A 16,749-nucleotide genomic window follows, 5' to 3' on the forward strand; every position below is an offset into this window, starting at 1 on the left:
GGCATCGCCGCCGAATCCCCGCCATGGCTTTCCCAACGCGCCCGCTCGTCCTGGCCTGCCTGGCCGTCCTCGTCCTCGCCGCCTGCCAGCGCTCGCCCGCGCCGGGAAGCGCGCCCGCGACCGCCACGCCCGCGCAGGACGCGGCCACGCCCTCCTACGCGGCGGCGCACGCCGGCGACTACGCGGTGGTCCCGCTCAAGGCGGATCTCTCCCGCTTCGACGAGAACACCCGGCGCATGATCGCCCGCCTGGTCGAAGCCAGCGAAGCGATGAACGCGATCTACTGGAAGCAGTCCTGGGCCGGCGATCACGCCGCGCTGCTGGCGCGCGCGCCGGATGCCGCGACGCGCGAGCTGGTCGAAATCAACTTCGGCCCGTGGGACCGCCTCAACGAGGACACGCCGATCCTCGACGGCATCGGCCCGCGCCCGCCGGGCGGCCCGTTCTATCCGGCCGACATGACGAAGGCCGAGTTCGAAGCCGCGCAGTTGCCCGACAAGACCTCCAACTACACCCTGCTCCGCCGCGAGAACGGCAAGCTGGTCACGGTGCCGTACCACGTCGCCTACAAGCCGGAGCTCGAACGCGCCGCCGCGCTCCTGCGCGAGGCCGCGACGCTCAGCGCCGACAAGTCGTTCGCCGATTACCTGAACCTGCGCGCCGACGCGCTGCTCGACGACGACTTCCGCCCCAGCGACATGGCGTGGATGGACATGAAGACCAATCCGGTCGACGTCGTCATCGGACCGATCGAAACCTACGAGGACCAGCTGTTCGGCTACAAGGCCGCGTACGAGGGCCTGGTGCTGGTGAAGGACGTGGAGTGGAGCGAGAAGCTCGCGCGCTTCGCGAGCTTCCTGCCGGCGCTGCAGAAGGGCCTGCCGGTGGACGCGAAGTACAAGGCGGAAATGCCGGGCTCGGACGCCGACCTCAACGCGTACCAGGTCGTCTATTACGGCGGCAACGCGAATGTCGGCGCCAAGACCATCGCGATCAACCTGCCCAACGACGAGGAAGTCCAGCTGAAGAAGGGCACGCGTCGCCTGCAGCTGGAGAACGTGATGAAGGCGAAGTTCGACACGATCCTGGTGCCGATCGCGAACGAGCTGATCGCGAAGGACCAGCTCAGGCACGTCACCTTCGACGCGTTCTTCGAGGATGTGATGTTCCATGAGGTCGCGCACGGCCTGGGCATCAAGAAAACCCTCGACGGCAAGGGCACGGTCGACGAAGCGCTGAAGGAGTACGCCTCCAGCTTCGAGGAAGGCAAGGCCGACATCCTGGGCCTGTACATGATCGACGCGCTGAGCCGGCAGGGCGAACTCGACGAAAGCAAGCTGATGGACGGCTACGTGACGTTCCTTGCCGGCATCCTGCGTTCGGTGCGCTTCGGCGCGAGCGACGCGCACGGCAAGGCGAACATGGTGCGCTTCAACTTCTTCGCCGAGCGCGGGGCGTTCACGCGCGATGCCGACGGCCGTTATCGCGTCGACTTCGACAAGATGCGCCAGGCGATGAACGCGCTCGGCGCGAAGCTGCTCACCGTTCAGGGCGATGGCGATTACGCGGAAGCCAGGCGCATGACCGAGACGATGGGCGTGATCAAGCCGGAACTCGCCGCGGACCTGGGGCGGTTGAAGGACGCGAAGATTCCGGTGGACATCCGCTTCGAGCAGGGACTGGAGACGCTGGGATTGCAGGAGTTCGCCAGCAAGAAGTAATCGTGCCTTCGTAGCCCGGTTAAGCGCAGCGCACCCGGGAACGCGATCAGCCCGGGGTGCGGCCGTCGGCCTTACCCGGGCTACACGAGCCTGCATTCTTGAAGCGGCCATTCTTTGGACCAATCGTTCCCCGGGTGCGCTCCGCTTTCCCGGGCTGCAAAACCTCTCCTTTCATTCGGAACCCCATGTCCGGCTACTGCGACCACGCCCCCGGCCACCCGCTCCACGGCCCCTACCACGACACCGAATACGGATTCCCGCAACGCGAGGAAGCCGTGCTGTTCGAACGCCTGATCCTGGAGATCAACCAGGCCGGCCTGAGCTGGGAAACCATGCTGCGCAAGCGCGAAGGCTTCCATCGCGCGTACCACGGTTTCGACGTCGACAAGGTCGCCAAGTACGGCGACCGGGACCGCGAGCGGCTACTCAACGACGCCGGCATCATCCGCAACCGCCTGAAGGTGGACGCGGCGATCCACAACGCGAACGTGATCCGCGGACTGCGCACCTCGCACGGCGGCTTCGCGCAATGGCTCGACGCGCACATCCTCGACGAGGCCGGCAAGCGTCGCGACAAGACCGGCTGGATCAGGCTGTTCAAGAAAACCTTCCGCTTCACCGGCGGCGAGATCACCAACGAATTCCTGATGAGCCTGGGCTACCTGCCCGGCGCGCACCGCGACGATTGCCCGGTGCAAAAGAAGATCCTCAAGCTCAAGCCGCCGCTCGATCCCGCCTGGCGCCGCAAGCTGTGATTCTTACGGCGCGCCACGCGGCGCCGCACGCGACGACAGGCGCAGCGACAGCAGTTCGGTGATCGCGCTGGGTTCGGCCGGCTTCACCAGGTGCAGGTCGAAGCCCGCCTCGCGGCTCGCCGCCTTCGCGTCCGCGCCGCCCCACCCGGTGAGCGCGATCGCGAGGAACGCGCGGCCCTCGGCATTGGCGCGCATCGCGCGGCAGGCCTCGAAGCCGTTGAGGTCGGGCATGCCGATGTCCATCACCACCGCGTCGGGATGCCACGCCTGCGCGCGCGCGACCGCCTGTCGTCCCTCATAGGCCACCGCGACCTGAAAGCCCGACAGCCGCAGCAGCAACGCCAGCGTATCGGCCGAGGCGCGGTTGTCGTCGACCACCAGCACGCGTTTCCATGCGTGGCCGGCGGCGGAGCGCTCGATGTCCAGCGGCTGCCCGGGAACCTCGACGGTGATGTGCACGAACGCCTGGTCCGCATCGTCCAGTGGCAGGCGCACCATGAATTCGCTGCCCTGCCCCAGTCCGTCGCTGCGCGCCTGGATGCGACCGCCGTGCATCGCCACCAGTTCCTTCGCCACCGCCAGTCCGAGGCCGAGCCCGCTCTGCGCGCGTTCGAGCGACGTGTCCACCTGCATGAAGCTGCCGAAGATCTGTTCCAGATGATCGGCCGCGATGCCGATGCCGTCGTCGCGCACGCACAGCACCGCCTCGTCGCCCTCGCGCGACAGGCACACGCGCACGTGGCCGCCTTCGCGGGTGAACTTGAGCGCATTGCTGAGCAGGTTGCCGAGCACCTGCATCACGCGCGTGGTATCGGCGAACACCGTCAGCGGCGACGACGCCAGATCGACACCCAGCGTGCGGTTCGCCGCCGCGTACGTCGCCTGCATCGCCTCCACCGCCACGCGCACTTCATGCGTGAGATCGACGCGACGCCGGTGCAGCTCCACCTTGCCGCGACTGATGCGGCTGATGTCGAGCAGGTCGTCGACCATGCGCACCAGGTGCCGCACCTGCCGCTCCATCATGCCGATGGTCGCGACGGCGTCCTCGCGCTCGTTCCACCGGTGCAGCAGCTCCAGGCCGGTGCGCAGCGGCGCCAGCGGATTGCGCAGTTCGTGCGCGAGCGTCGCCAGGAATTCGTCCTTGCGCCGGTCGGCCTGGCGCAGCGCGTGCTCCATGCGCCGACGGTCGGTGATGTCGGCGAACAGCACCGCCACCTTCGGAGCATCGTCCGGGCCGACGCGGAACGCGTACACGTCGAAGTCGCGCTCCAGCGCATCGGCGCGGCGTTCGAAGCGCAGCGGTTCGCCGGTTCGTGCCACCTCGCCGTAGATGTCGAACCAGTCCTGCTCCAGGTCCGGCGCGACCTCCAGCGCTGTGCGTCCGGCGGCGCCGACCAGGCCGGTCTGCCGTTCGAACGCGGGGTTGACCTCGCACAGGCGGTAATCCACCGCGCGTCCTTCCTCGAAGATCATTTCCAGCAGCGCGAATCCCTGGTCGATGGAATCGAACAGGTTGCGGTACTTCTCGTCCGACTGGCGCAGCAGGCCGGCGGCGATCTTTGCCTGGGTGATGTCCTGCGCCAGCCCGGTGACGGTGCGCACGCTGCCGTCCTCGCTGCGCGAGCCGACGGTGGCGCGGTCGTGGATCCAGCGCACGGCGCCGCTGTCGAGGACGATGCGGTATTCGGCGTCGAACGCAACCGCGTCGCCACGCGCGAACGCGTCGTGCAGCGCGCGCACGCGATGCGCGTCGTCGGCGTGGATGCGCTGGAACCACGCATCGCGATGCCGCACCGGTTCGATCGACCACAGGCGTTCGTGCGCGTCGTTGAGGTAGTGGACGCGATCGTGCACGAGGTCCACGACATAGAACGCCGCATCGAGGTTGCGCGCGACCTGCTGGAAACGCTCCTCGCTCTGGCGCAGCTCCGCCTCGGCGCGCGCGCGTTCGACGGCGGCCCAGGTGCGCTCGGCGGTCTCGCGCACCAGTTCGATTTCATGCGCGGTCCATTCGCGCGGACGCACGTCGTTCACGCCGAGCACCGCGATGAAACGCTGGTTCTTCACCAGCGGCACGTTGATGAGCGAGCGGATGCTCAGCGCGCGATAGCGCTCGCGTTCGGCCGGGGCGATGTCGGCGTCGGTTTCCGCGTCGGCCAGCACGAAATCGCGCGCCGCGCGCAGCATGCGCATTTTCTCCGGGCCGTAATCGTCCAGGCGATAACGGCCATCGAGGCTGTGCACGCCGCGGTTGTAGCTGTTGCGCACGCGGCACCAGGCGCCGTTGCGTTCGACCTCGCTGTAATAGCAGCGGTTGACGTCCAGATGCCCGGCGAGCATCGCCATCGCCACGCGCATGATCGCGCCGGCGTCCTCCAGCGGGCGCAACGCGTCGCCCAGCGCGACGAGAAAGCGCTGCGTGCGCGCGCCGTCGCGCAGCACGGCCTCGTCCTGCTTGCGCCCGGTGATGTCCATGACCACGCCGTCCATCCGCAGCGGCTGCGGCGGCGTGCCTTCGAACGAGGTGCGGCCATTCACGCTGATCCAGCGCTGCGATCCATCGGGCCGCAGGATGCGCACGTCCTCGCGCAGCAGCCCGTCGCCGTCGGGATCGAGCGCGCGCTCGACCGCGATGCGGTAGCCGTCGCGGTCGTCCGGATGGATCAGCGTCGCCAGCGCCTCGGCCTGGCTCATCGACGTGGCGGGCGGCAGGCCGAGCAGCGCGAGCAGGCGCGCGTCGAGCACGCCGTGGTCGCCCTGCGGATACCAGATGAAGCTGCCCAGCCCGGCGGCATCCAGCGCGAGCCGGATGCGCAGATCCTGGGCACGCGCCGGATCCTCCGATCGCTCCAGGCTGTGCGTGGTGACGGCCATCCGGCGGGTTCTCCTGCGAAACGCAGACGCCATCGTGTCCCATGGACGTAAGGGCGCTGTCAACGTGCGCGGCGGTTTCGTGTTGCGGATGGCGCTTGCGCTGTCAATCGTGAGCTGCACGCGAGAGTGCAGGAACTGCTCGAAGCGGTAGCCGTTCGAGCGTGTGACATGCAGCGCAGGCGAGTGCGAGCGCATCGCACGTCCTGACCCTCACCTCGGGAACTCCCTCCCATGCGAATGCAGGCGAGGATTGAAGAGGGGGGAAGTGTCCACCGATCACCTCGACGAAGGGCCGTCCCCACTTCGAATCGCCCGCCACTTGACTCATTTCGATATTTCCATAATCATCGAATCATGAACACCGAAGCCGCCCTCAGAGCCCTCACGGCCCTCGGCCATGAAGCCCGGCTCGCCGCCTTCCGCGAACTCGTGCAGGCCGGCCCCGATGGCCTCTCCGTCGGCGAACTGCGCGACCGCCTCGACCTGCCCGCCGCCACGCTCACCGCGCAGCTCAACCTGCTGCGCAATGCCGCGCTGGTCGCCGACGAGCGCGAGGGCCGCGTCATCCGCGTGCGCGCGAACTATCCGCAGATGAACGCACTGATCGCCTACCTCACCGAAAACTGCTGCGCCGGCGCGTCCGCCTGCGCGCCCGATCGCGGCTGCGCGCCGCAACCCCAAGGAGCCACGACGTGAACCGCTTCCACGTGCACCTGAACGTGTCCGACCTCGACCGCAGCATCCGCTTCTATTCGCAGCTCTTCGCCAGCGAGCCCGCCGTGGTGAAGGGCGATTACGCCAAGTGGATGCTCGAAGACCCGCGCGTCAACTTCGCCATTTCCACCACCGGCCGCACGCCGGGCATCGATCACCTGGGCATCCAGGTCGATAGCGGCGACGAGCTCGCCGCGCTCGGAAAGCGCCTGGACGCCGCCGGCGGCACGGTCGAGCCCGAACCGGACGCGACCTGCTGCTACGCACGCTCGGACAAGATGTGGACGGAAGACCCGCAGGGCACGCGCTGGGAAACCTTCCACACCTTCGGCGATGCGGTCACCTACCATGCCGCCGAGGCGACCTGCGCCACCGACGGCGCCGCATGCAGCCCGCGCGCGACACCGGCGCCCATCGCGACGGAACGCGCCGCCTCGCGCTGCACGCCCGCAGCGGGCTGCTGCTGAGGCGCGCCGTGAACCTGCGCCCCGCCACCGTCGCCGAACAGAACGCCATCCGCGCCCTCCTCGTCGAGGGCGCGCTGCCGGTCGACGATCTCGACGAAGCCGACGTGCGCTTCATCGTCGCCGAACGCGACGGGGCCGTGATCGGCGCGATCGGCCTGCAACCGTTCGATCGCGTCGGCCTGCTGCGCTCGCTGGTGGTGCGGGCGCAGGCGCGTGGCGAAGGCGTAGGCGCCGCGCTGGTGCAGGCGCTGGAAGCGCACGCGAGCGAACGCGGTCTGGAACGGCTCGTGCTGCTCACGCTCACCGCGGCGCCGTTCTTCGCCGCGCGCGGCTACGCCGTCATGGCCCGCGACGATGCGCCCGCCGTCGTGCAGGCCAGCGCCGAATTCCGTTCGCTGTGCCCGGCATCGGCCACGTGCATGTCGAAGATGCTTCCCCCCACCGGAAACTCCCGATGAAACGCATCCTGTTCGTCTGCATCGAAAACGCGAACCGCAGCCAGATGGCCGAAGCCTTCGCGCGCATCCACGGCGGCGATCGGGTGGAGGCGCTCAGTGCCGGCTCGAAGCCGTCGGGCCGCATCAACCCGAAGGCGATCCGCTTCATGTCGGAGCTCGGCTACGACCTGAGCGTGCACGAGTCCAAATCGCTGGACGACATCCACGGCGAGTTCGACGCCGTCGTCACCATGGGCTGCGGCGACGATTGCCCCTGGGTGCCGGCGCGCCGCCGCGAGGACTGGGCGCTGCCCGATCCGAAACACATGGACGACGACGGCTACCGCGCCGTGCGCGACGAGATCGCCGCACGCGTGAAAGCCCTGATCGCGGCGTTGTGATGCCACTGTCGCGGAAACTGCTGGCCGAGTTCATCGGCACCGCGCTGCTGCTGGCCGCCGTGGTCGGGTCCGGGATCATGGGCGAAACACTGTCGCGCGGGAACGCCGCGGTCGCGCTGCTGGCGAACGCCGCCGCCACCGCGGGCGCGCTGTACGTGCTGATCGTGCTGTTCGCGCCGATCTCCGGCGCCCACTTCAATCCGGCCGTCACCCTGGCGATGCGGCTGCGCGGCGAACTGGGCCGTGGCGAGTCGGCCGCCTACCTCGTCGTGCAGGCGATCGCCGCCGTCGCCGGCGTATTGCTGGCGCATGCGATGTTCGCGCAGCCGCTGCTGCAGCCCGGCACGCACGCGCGCACGGGCCTAGCGCAATGGGGCAGCGAAGCGGTGGCGACGTTCGGGCTGGTGCTGACCGTCCTGCTCGGCGCGCGACATCGTCCCGCCGCGCTGCCGGCGCTGGTGGCGAGCTACATCTTCGCCGCGTACTGGTTCACGGCGAGCACGTCGTTCGCGAATCCCGCCGTGACCCTCGCGCGCGCGCTGACGCAGACCTTCGCCGGGATCCGGCCGGTCGACGTCGCGGGATTCGTGATGGCGCAGGCGTTCGGGACCATTGGCGCGGTCGTCGCTGCGAAGGCGTTCCGGGTTCCCGCGACCGCCTGACGATCACGCGTCCGCCCAGCGGAAACGTTCGATCACGCGCGACAGCCGGTCGCATGCCGCGTCGAGCCGTGCCTCGTCGGTCGTCGCGACGCCGAGCAGCAATCCCGAATCGCGCGCGCCCGTCGGGTCGTACCACGCCGACAGCGGCACGGGCGCGAGGCCGAACGCCTGCGCTTCCCGGCAGATCGCGGCGTCGTCGGTGCCGTCGGGCAATCGCAACAGTACGGCCAACCCACCTGCCTGCACCGCATGCCCGCGCGCCCGCAACGCCGCCATCAAGGCGTCGCTGCGCGCGGCGTACAGCCGCTTCATGCGGCGCAGATGGCGCAGGTAATGCCCTTCGCGCATGAATCCGGCGACGGCCGTCTGCACCGCCGGCCCGGGCGCGGGCGCGAACGCCATCGCCGCTTCGGCGAAGCGCGGCGCCACCGCCGCGGGCACGACCAGGAATCCCAGCCGCAACGCCGGACTGATCGTCTTGCTGAAGGAGCCGATGTGGATCACGCGGCCGGCGCGATCCAGCGACGCCAGCGCGGGCGCCGCGCGGCGCTTGAGCTGCAGTTCGCCGAGATAGTCGTCCTCGAACACCCACGCCTGCGCGCGCGTGGCCCATTCGATCAGCTGCACGCGACGCGCGAGCGCGAGCGTCCCGCCCAGCGGCGCGTGCTGCCCGGGCGTGACCAGCGCGAGCGCCGCATCGGGCGCGCGCGCGATCGCCTGCGCCACGTCGAGCCCGTCCTCGTCCACGCGCATCGGCACCAGCGACATCCCGGCCAGTTCCAGCGCCATGCGGCCCTGGAAGAATCCGGGGTCCTCCATCCATGCGGTGCGCCCGTCCATGCGCAGCACGCGCAGCGCGAAGGCGAGCGCGCCGGCGTAACCGGTGGTGACGAACACCTGCGAGGGATGGCACTCCAGGCCGCGCGCGATGCGCAGGTGGGCGGCGATCGACTGGCGCAGCTCGAACGTGCCGCGCGGATCGGGATACACCGCCGGCTCGGCGACCTCGGCGCGCGCCGCGTTGGCGCGAAGTCGGGCGAACAGGGGAACCGGAAAGTGATCGGAAGCCGGAACGCCCATCTGGAAGATCGCCGGCCCGGAGAAGAACTCCTGGTACAGCGCGGGCGGCGGATCCGGCTCGGCGGGCGGCTTCGTCGACAGCGCCTTCGCCGCGTGATCCGACACGCGCGTGCCGCCGGCACGCGAAGTCACGACGATCTGGTCGTCGGCAAGCCGCTCGTAGGCCGCCTTCACCGTGCCGCGCGCGACGCCGAGCTGCGCCGCAAGGTCGAGCCACGACGGCAGCCGCGCGCCGGGCGCGAGGCTGCCGCTCTCGATCGCGGCCACGATGCCCTTGCGGATCTGCTCGGTGAGCGTGTCGCGGGCGGAGCGGTCGAGCCTGAATGTGAGCGACGGCGCCATGCCGCATGGTACAGCCGAACTTTCCGTTCCTGGTTCTTTCGACTGCACCGGGATGCGCGCAGGATGCGCTCACCGCCCCCACCGGAGCTTCCCGATGCAAGCCGTCCGTTCCCGCCTGATGCTGTTCGCCGCCGCGATGCTGGCGTTCGCCGGCGGCGCCGTCGCGCACGACGCCACGGGCGCATCGCGCGAATCGGTCGTCGTCGACTTCTCGCGGCCGATCCCCAACGTCCCCGGCAAATCGCTGGTCGCCGTCGAAGTCACGTATCCGCCGGGCGCCGCGTCGCCCGCGCACGTCCATGCCGCTTCGGCCTTCATCTATGCGCACGTGGTGTCCGGCGCGATCGAAAGCCGGATCGACGACGGGCCGGTACGCGTCTATCGCGCCGGCGATTCGTTCCATGAAGACCCCGGCTCGCGCCATTCTGTCAGCCGCAATGCCAGCCAGTCCGAACCGGCGAAGCTGCTCGCCGTGTTCGTCGTCGACACCGGCGATACCGATCTCACCACGCCCACCGAATGAGGAACACGACCATGACCCAGCGACTGGACTACACGAAGGCGGCGCCCGGCGGCGTCAAGGCGTTCGGCAGCGTCTACGGCTACATCATGCAGAGCGGGCTCGACGCGACGCTCGTCGACCTGGTCTACCTGCGCGTGAGCCAGATCAATGGCTGCGCCTACTGCCTGGACATGCACACACGCGAACTGCACGGCAGGGGCGTGCCGATCGAGAAGCTTGCGCTCGTGCAGGCCTGGCGCGAGGCCGGCGAGCTGTTCAGCGAGACCGAACGCGCGGCGCTCGCATGGAGCGAGACGGTGACGCTGGTCGCGCAGACCGGCGTGCCCGACGCCGAGTTCGCCGCCGCCTCGAAGGTGTTCGACGAGAAGCAGCTGTCCGACCTGACCATGGCGATCGGCCTGATGAACGCCTACAACCGCCTGGCGATCAGCTTCCGCCGACCGCCGGCCGCGGCGCTCACCGCGGGCGGCTGATCGTCGCGCCGGCCGACAGGATCAATGCCCCGCTGGCAGGCCGGTGCGCGCGTCGCGATAGGTGCCCAGCCGTTCCACCAGCGATTCGCTGGCGCGGTTGAGCCCGACCACCTCGACCTGCGCGCCGTGCCTGCGCAGCTTGAGCACCACGCGGTCCAGCGCCGCCACGGCGCTGGTGTCCCAGAAGTGCGCGTGGGTGAGGTCGATGACGACCCGCTCCGGCGCATGCAGGTAATCGAAGCTGTTGGCGAACTGGATCGCGCTGGCGAAGAACACCTCGCCGTGGACCTCGTACACGCGCGCGCCGTCCTCGCCGACGCGATCGTCCAGGCGGAGCATCGAACTGGCACGGCGCGCGAACGACAGCGCGGTCAGCAGCACGCCGGTGATGACGCCCTTGGCCAGGTCGTGCGTCGCCACGGTGACGATCACCGTGCCGATCATGATCAGGCTCGCGCTCTTCGGATGCGTCTTCAGCTCGACGAAGCTCTTCCAGTGGAACGTGCCGATGCTGACCATGATCATCACCGCCACCAGCGCGGCCATCGGGATGCGCGACACCCATTCCGACGCGTACACCACGAGCAGCAGCAGCACGACGCCGGCGACGAAGCACGACAGCCGTCCGCGCCCACCGGAGCTGACGTTGATCACCGACTGACCGATCATCGCGCAGCCGGCCATCCCGCCGAACAGGCCCGCGACGATGTTGCCCGCGCCCTGCCCCGCGCATTCGCGGCGGCGGTGGGTCGGCGTGTCGGTCGCGTCCTCGACGATCTGCGCGGTCATCAGCGATTCCAGCAGGCCAACCACCGCCAGCGTCGCCGACACCGGCAGCAGGATCTTCAGCGTGTCCAGCGTCCACGGCACGTCGGGGAACAGGAACGACGGCAGCGCGTCGGGCAGCTCGCCCATGTCGCCCACGGTGCGGATGTCCACGCCGAACCACATGCATGCGGCGGTGAGCACCACGATCGCCACCAGCGGCGACGGCACGGCGCGCGTCACCCGCGGCAGCAGGTAGATGATCGCCAGCGCCGCCGCGCACACCACGTACACCGGCCAGCGCACGCCGATGAGTTCGGGCAGCTGCGCGAGGAAGATCAGGATCGCCAGCGCGTTGACGAAGCCGATCACCACCGAGCGCGAGACGAAGCGCATCAGCGTGTTCAGCCGCAACGCGGCGGCGACGAGTTGCAGCACGCCGGCGACGATCGTCGCGGCGAACAGGTAGTGCAGGCCGTGGTCCTTCACCAGGTCGACCATCACCAGCGCCATCGCGCCGGTCGCGGCGGAGATCATGCCCGGCCGGCCACCGGCGATGGCGGTGATCACCGCGATGCAGAACGACGCGTAGAGGCCGACCTTCGGGTCCACGCCGGCGATGATCGAGAACGCGATGGCCTCGGGGATGAGCGCGAGCGCGACGAGCAGGCCGGACAGGATGTCGCCGCGGACATTGCCGAACCACTGCTCGCGCAGCGACCAGGTGACGGACATGGGATGAACTCCGACGCGCCTTCGCGGCGCGAAACGTGAATGGATGACGGACAGGCCCCTTCGTCCGCCGTGGCGACGGCGGAGCGATGCATCGTGTACGCGGGGGATCAGGGCGGCGTCATCACGCGGAGCGGCATCGGCGAAAGGCCGGCCATTCTACTCCGCCGGGCGCCGCGCTCAATGTCGGGCGATGGCGCGAACCGCGCGGGTGCTCACGCTGCCCCCCGCCGCGCACGAAGTGACCGCCGCCACATTCCTTCACATCGGAACGCGTGGTCGCGTCCACACATGCACGCGTGCGTTCCTGCGCATTCCTGCGTTTCCTAATGCGTTCGAACCCGACTGCGCAAAGCGTCGCGATCCACTCGGCAACATCGCCACGGCTATGGCACGCATGCGACGAAGGTCGCGTGCGATTGCAGCAAAACTGAAACGAACTCTTCCTAGCATCCCGGCCGCCACCGATCGGTGGCGTTTCCTTTTTCTGCCGGCAGGATCCGATGAAACGCACCCACGCACGCAGCCGCAACCGTCTTTCGCTCGCCGTATCGGCGATGCTCGTCCTCATCGCATCCGGCGCAGCAGCCGACGAGGTCAACGACCTCGACGCCGTGCAGGTGATCGCCGACTACGGGTTCCAGCCGGTGGACGTGAAGAAGGCCGCACCGACGATCGTCGATTCGGTGATGAACGACGACATCGAAGCGCCCACCGGCGACAACTCGATCGCCTCGATGGTGATCCAGGTGCCGGGCGTGAGCTTCGAAGGCGACGGCGACGAGCCGCGCTACATCACGGTGCGCGGCATTTCCTCCGACCTCAACGTCACCACCATCGACGGCCTCACCCTGGCGACCACCGGCGAGAACGGCGCCGGCACGCGCCGCGTGAACCTGCAGCTGGTGCCCAGCGACATCTCCGAACGCGTGGACGTGTACAAGGCGTTCACCGCCGAGCAGGACGCGGCGGCGATCGGCGGCGCGATCGACATCGTCACGCGTTCGGCGTTCAACAGCGCCAACCCGTACTTCATGGTCGATGGCTACGGCATCCATTCCAGCTTCGAAGGCCCGGAAGGCGAGAACGCCGGCGGCGCGGGCAAGTCGCACTGGGGCAAGGGCCTGAAGACCGCGTTCGCGCAGCGCTTCGGCAGCGAGGACCAGTTCGGCATCGTGTTCACCGCGCGCTACCAGGACCGCGTGCGCAACTCCAACAAGAACTGGACCGACGCGCGCACCTACTTCGACGCGGACGGCAATACGGTTCCCGCGCCCGATCCCGCGCTCGGCTGGGACGGGCGCAACTCGCTGACCAAGTTCGCCTATGGCGACTACAGCAACACCATCACCAACAAGGGCGCATCGCTGAAGCTGGAATGGCGCCCGCGCGACGACGTCCGCACCTCGCTGATGGGCTATTCGTACAACCGCCGCGAATCCTCGACGATGAATTCGACCGACCTCATCGGCAATCCGAACGAGGTCACCGACCGCACGCAGGACACCGGCCGGGTCGGCGTGGACTACATCCAGTCCACGCTGCGCTACAACCAGTGGGATCGCACCGCGAGCGGGCTGATCTCCGCGCTGGACTGGCGCATCGACGATCGGAACGAGCTGTCCTTCCGCGCCGGCTACACCAAGGAAACCTACGCGGACCTGGAACCCTACGCGCAGGTGCGCACCACGCCCGACGACCAGTCCTACACCTACTGGATGGGCCAGCTGCCGCAGATGACGTCGTACCTGGGCGACACGCTGTCGAACCCGTACCTGCTGCGCACCGCGCGCCTGACCGACAACCACGCCGAAGAGAACGTCCTCGACCTGCGCGCCGACTACGGCTTCAACGCGGGCCCGGGCGCGATGGGCTTCGGATTCAGGGCCGGTGTCGAATACCGCCGCCTGCGCCTGGGCAAGGACGTGGACAGCCTGCGCTACGTCGCCGGCGGCAGCATCGACGACTACATGTACGACCCGGGCTATTCGCATCACGGCAGCAACGGCCTGGTCGTGCCGTGGCTGAACTACGACCGCTTCTGGCCCGCCGTTCCCGGCATGCTGGCGGTCGACGAGGCCGCCACGCGCCAGTACAGTGCCATCAGCGACTACGCCTACGAGGAGGACGTCGCCAACGCCTATCTGTCGCTGCGCTACGCGACGGACGCGACGCAGTACATCGTCGGCCTGCGTTACGACGACACCTCGTTCGAGGGCCGCACGCCGCTCACGGTCGATGGCGTGCTGACCAGCGAATTCGCGCGCCCGCAGGGCGACTACAGGAGCTGGCTGCCGTCGTTCAACGTCGTCCATGACCTGAACGAGCACTGGAAGCTGCGCGGTTCCTTCAGCCGCACCATCGGCCGCCCGACACCGGGCGACATCGCGCAGGCCGAAAGCGAGACCTGCGGCGAGGACACCAGCGGCTGCACGATCACGCGCGGCAACCCGGACCTGAAGCCGCGCCGCGCGAAGAACTACGACGTCGCGCTGGAACGCTACTTCGACGGCGGCAATGCGCTCGTCGCGCTGACCGCGTTCCGCAAGGAGATCGCCGACGACATCTTCACGCTCACCACCGACGTGGAGAACAACGGCGTCGTCGACCGCATCCGCCAGCCGCTCAACGCCGACGAATCGATGGTGCGGGGCCTGGAGCTGTCGCTGGTGAACCGCAGCTTCGCCTTCCACGAGAACCTCGGCGCGTCGCTCAACGTGAGCCGCCTGGATGGCGAGATGCACTACGTCGCCGACGCCGGCCGCCGCACGCTCGACCGCATGCAGTACCAGCCCGACTGGATGGCGAACCTCACGCTCACCTACAACCTGCCGGCGATCCGCGGCGCGGCGCGCCTGTCGGCGAACTACCAGGACGACTACCTCGCCTCGATCGGCTCGACGCCATGGAACGACAAGTTCTTCCGCCACAAGACCACGGTGGACCTGTCGTTCTGGCACCAGGTCGCCGACCGCTGGACGTTCAAGTACGAGATCGACAACCTCCTCGACGCCAAGCCGCAGTGGTTCTACGGCCGCGACATGTACGGAACGCTGTCGCAGGAAGACGAGTACGGCCAGGGCGTGTACTTCCACGTCATCTATTCGCTCGACTGATCGCCACGCGCCGTCGCGTGGCGGCGCCCTTTCGCGGGAACACACCATGATCGATACACGACGCCGCCGCCTGCTGCAGGCCTTCGCCGCCGGTTCCGCCGGCCTGCTGCCCGGCCCCGCGTGGCTGCACGCGCAGGCGCTGCCGCGCAACGTGCTCGCCAGGCCCACGTTCGACCGCGATCCGTTCACGCTCGGCGTGGCATCGGGCGAGCCGGCCTCCGACGGCTTCGTGCTGTGGACGCGCCTGGCGCCGCAGCCGCTCGAACAGGGCGGCGGCATGGTGATGAAGCCCGTCGTGGTGACGTGGGAAATCGCGCAGGACGACGCGTTCCGCCTCATCGTGCGCACCGGCGAGACGCTTGCGCATCCGGAACTCGCGCATTCGGTGCACGTGGAAGTGGAAGGACTCGCGCCCGCGCGGCCGTACTGGTACCGCTTCGTGGTGGGCGATGCGGTGAGCCCGGTCGGCCGCAGCGCGACGCTCCCGGCGTCGGACGCGCGCGTGGATCGCGTGCGCTTCGCGGTCGCCGGCTGCCAGCATTACGAGGAAGGCCACTACACCGCGTGGCGCCGCATCGCCGAAGAGCCGCTCGATTTCGTCTTCCACTACGGCGACTACATCTACGAAGGTCCCGACCGTGGCTCCGGCGAGCGCCGCATGAACGGACGTCCGTTCACGCCGTTGCGCCGCCACGTCGGCGAGGAGATCTACTCGCTCGACGATTACCGCCGCCGCCACGCGCTGTATCGCGGCGACCGCGACCTTCAGGCCGCGCATGCGTCGGCGCCGTGGTTCGTCAGCTTCGACGACCACGAGATCGACAACAACTGGGCCGGCGACAGCGACCAGGACGGTACGCCGCGCGAGCTGTTCCTGTTGCGTCGCGCCGTCGGCATGCAGGCGTTCTACGAACACATGCCGCTGCGACGCGCGTCGCTTCCGGTCGACGGCGCGATGCGCATGCATCGACGCGCCGGTTTCGGCGACCTGCTGCAGGCGCACTTCCTCGACACGCGCCAGTACCGCAGCGACCAGGCCAACGGCGATCGCGACGCCGCGCAGGACGCCGTCGCGCGCGCGCCGGAACGCAGCATGCTCGGTCGCGAGCAGGAACGATGGCTGCACGACGGCCTGCGCCCCGATCACCACCGCTGGCACGTCATCGCGCAGCAGGTCGGCCTGGCCAACCTCGCCATGCAGCCGCGCGGCCCGGGCAGCGACGTGGTGTATTCGATGGACCAGTGGTCCGGCTACCTCGCCAATCGTCGCCGCCTGCTCGGCCACATCGAACAGTCGGGCATGAAGAACGTGGTGACGGTGTCGGGCGACGCGCACCGTCATTTCGCCAGCGACCTGCTGCAGGACGGCGAGGAATCGAAGGTGATCTCGAGCGAGTTCCTGGCGACTTCGATCACGTCCGGTTCCGACGGCATCGGCGAGGACGACGACTTCACCCGCACCACGCGCAGCCTCAACCCGCACCTGAAGGCGATGGTCGACAAGCGCGGCTACGCGCTTTGCGACGTGACGCGCGAGACGTGGACGGCGGAGCTGAAGGTACTCGACCGCGTGATGGTGCCCGACGAACCGGTGAAGGTGCATGCGCGGTTCGCGATCGAGCACGGGCGGCCGGGGATGCAGCGGGGCTGACGCTTGCGGGACCGGCGACCGGAGACCCGGACC

General features: G+C 68.8%; 14 protein-coding genes. 11 read left to right on the plus strand and 3 right to left on the minus strand.

The window, feature by feature from the left end:
- The first annotated feature begins 23 nt into the window (after positions 1-23).
- Together I4U41_RS12630 and I4U41_RS12635 are read left to right on the plus strand one after the other, a co-directional pair.
- Positions 24-1,721, plus strand: a complete 1,698-nt coding sequence (locus I4U41_RS12630; protein WP_206861439.1) for a dipeptidyl-peptidase 3 family protein — start codon at positions 24-26, stop codon at positions 1,719-1,721.
- A gap of 185 nt (positions 1,722-1,906) precedes the next feature.
- Positions 1,907-2,476, plus strand: a complete 570-nt coding sequence (locus I4U41_RS12635) for a DNA-3-methyladenine glycosylase I (protein ID WP_206861440.1) — start codon at positions 1,907-1,909, stop codon at positions 2,474-2,476.
- Between the two features lie 3 nt (positions 2,477-2,479).
- Here the strand turns inward: I4U41_RS12635 and I4U41_RS12640 are convergent, their stop codons facing one another.
- Positions 2,480-5,353 (minus strand): ATP-binding protein, encoded by a 2,874-nt coding sequence (locus tag I4U41_RS12640; RefSeq protein ID WP_206861441.1) that lies wholly within the window; start codon positions 5,351-5,353, stop codon positions 2,480-2,482.
- Positions 5,354-5,707: 354 nt separating this feature from the next.
- Here I4U41_RS12640 and I4U41_RS12645 point away from each other — a divergent pair, with 354 nt between their 5' ends.
- From I4U41_RS12645 to I4U41_RS12665, 5 genes are read left to right on the plus strand one after another with little or no spacing between them, the layout of a single operon-like run.
- Entirely contained in the window at positions 5,708-6,049 is a 342-nt protein-coding gene (locus I4U41_RS12645; RefSeq protein ID WP_206861442.1) for an ArsR/SmtB family transcription factor, read from the plus strand.
- Positions 6,046-6,534 (plus strand): ArsI/CadI family heavy metal resistance metalloenzyme, encoded by a 489-nt coding sequence (locus tag I4U41_RS12650; RefSeq protein WP_206861443.1) that lies wholly within the window; start codon positions 6,046-6,048, stop codon positions 6,532-6,534. The genes I4U41_RS12645 and I4U41_RS12650 overlap by 4 nt, the downstream gene beginning before the upstream one ends.
- Entirely contained in the window at positions 6,453-6,992 is a 540-nt protein-coding gene (gene arsN2, locus I4U41_RS12655) for an arsenic resistance N-acetyltransferase ArsN2 (protein WP_206861444.1), read from the plus strand. The genes I4U41_RS12650 and arsN2 overlap by 82 nt, the downstream gene beginning before the upstream one ends.
- A complete protein-coding gene (locus tag I4U41_RS12660; protein WP_206861445.1) occupies positions 6,989-7,372 on the plus strand; it encodes an arsenate reductase ArsC in 384 nt (127 codons plus the stop codon). The genes arsN2 and I4U41_RS12660 overlap by 4 nt, the downstream gene beginning before the upstream one ends.
- Positions 7,372-8,034: an aquaporin gene (locus I4U41_RS12665; protein WP_242525136.1), complete on the plus strand. Its 663-nt coding sequence runs from the start codon at positions 7,372-7,374 to the stop codon at positions 8,032-8,034. Before I4U41_RS12660 ends, I4U41_RS12665 begins: the two co-directional genes overlap by 1 nt.
- Positions 8,035-8,037: 3 nt before the next feature.
- Here I4U41_RS12665 and pdxR read toward each other — a convergent pair whose 3' ends face one another.
- Positions 8,038-9,456: a MocR-like pyridoxine biosynthesis transcription factor PdxR gene (gene pdxR / locus I4U41_RS12670; protein WP_206861447.1), complete on the minus strand. Its 1,419-nt coding sequence runs from the start codon at positions 9,454-9,456 to the stop codon at positions 8,038-8,040.
- Positions 9,457-9,550: 94 nt separating this feature from the next.
- Here pdxR and I4U41_RS12675 point away from each other — a divergent pair, with 94 nt between their 5' ends.
- Together I4U41_RS12675 and I4U41_RS12680 are read left to right on the plus strand one after the other, a co-directional pair.
- A complete protein-coding gene (locus I4U41_RS12675; RefSeq protein ID WP_242525137.1) occupies positions 9,551-9,979 on the plus strand; it encodes a cupin domain-containing protein in 429 nt (142 codons plus the stop codon).
- Positions 9,980-9,990: 11 nt separating this feature from the next.
- Positions 9,991-10,452 carry a carboxymuconolactone decarboxylase family protein gene (locus I4U41_RS12680; protein WP_206861448.1) on the plus strand — a complete coding sequence of 154 codons (462 nt, stop codon included), beginning with the start codon at positions 9,991-9,993 and terminating at the stop codon, positions 10,450-10,452.
- A 21-nt stretch (positions 10,453-10,473) separates the two neighbouring features.
- Here I4U41_RS12680 and I4U41_RS12685 read toward each other — a convergent pair whose 3' ends face one another.
- A complete protein-coding gene (locus I4U41_RS12685; RefSeq protein ID WP_242525138.1) occupies positions 10,474-11,952 on the minus strand; it encodes a SulP family inorganic anion transporter in 1,479 nt (492 codons plus the stop codon).
- A gap of 500 nt (positions 11,953-12,452) precedes the next feature.
- Here I4U41_RS12685 and I4U41_RS12690 point away from each other — a divergent pair, with 500 nt between their 5' ends.
- Positions 12,453-15,065 carry a TonB-dependent receptor gene (locus I4U41_RS12690; protein ID WP_206861449.1) on the plus strand — a complete coding sequence of 871 codons (2,613 nt, stop codon included), beginning with the start codon at positions 12,453-12,455 and terminating at the stop codon, positions 15,063-15,065.
- A gap of 46 nt (positions 15,066-15,111) precedes the next feature.
- The gene (locus I4U41_RS12695) at positions 15,112-16,716 is read left to right on the plus strand and encodes an alkaline phosphatase D family protein (protein ID WP_206861450.1); all 1,605 of its coding nucleotides are present in this window, start codon (positions 15,112-15,114) and stop codon (positions 16,714-16,716) included.
- The last annotated feature ends 33 nt before the right edge of the window (positions 16,717-16,749 follow it).

The organism is Lysobacter changpingensis, from assembly GCF_017308985.1.
Classification (GTDB): Bacteria; Pseudomonadota; Gammaproteobacteria; order Xanthomonadales; family Xanthomonadaceae; genus Lysobacter_J; species Lysobacter_J changpingensis.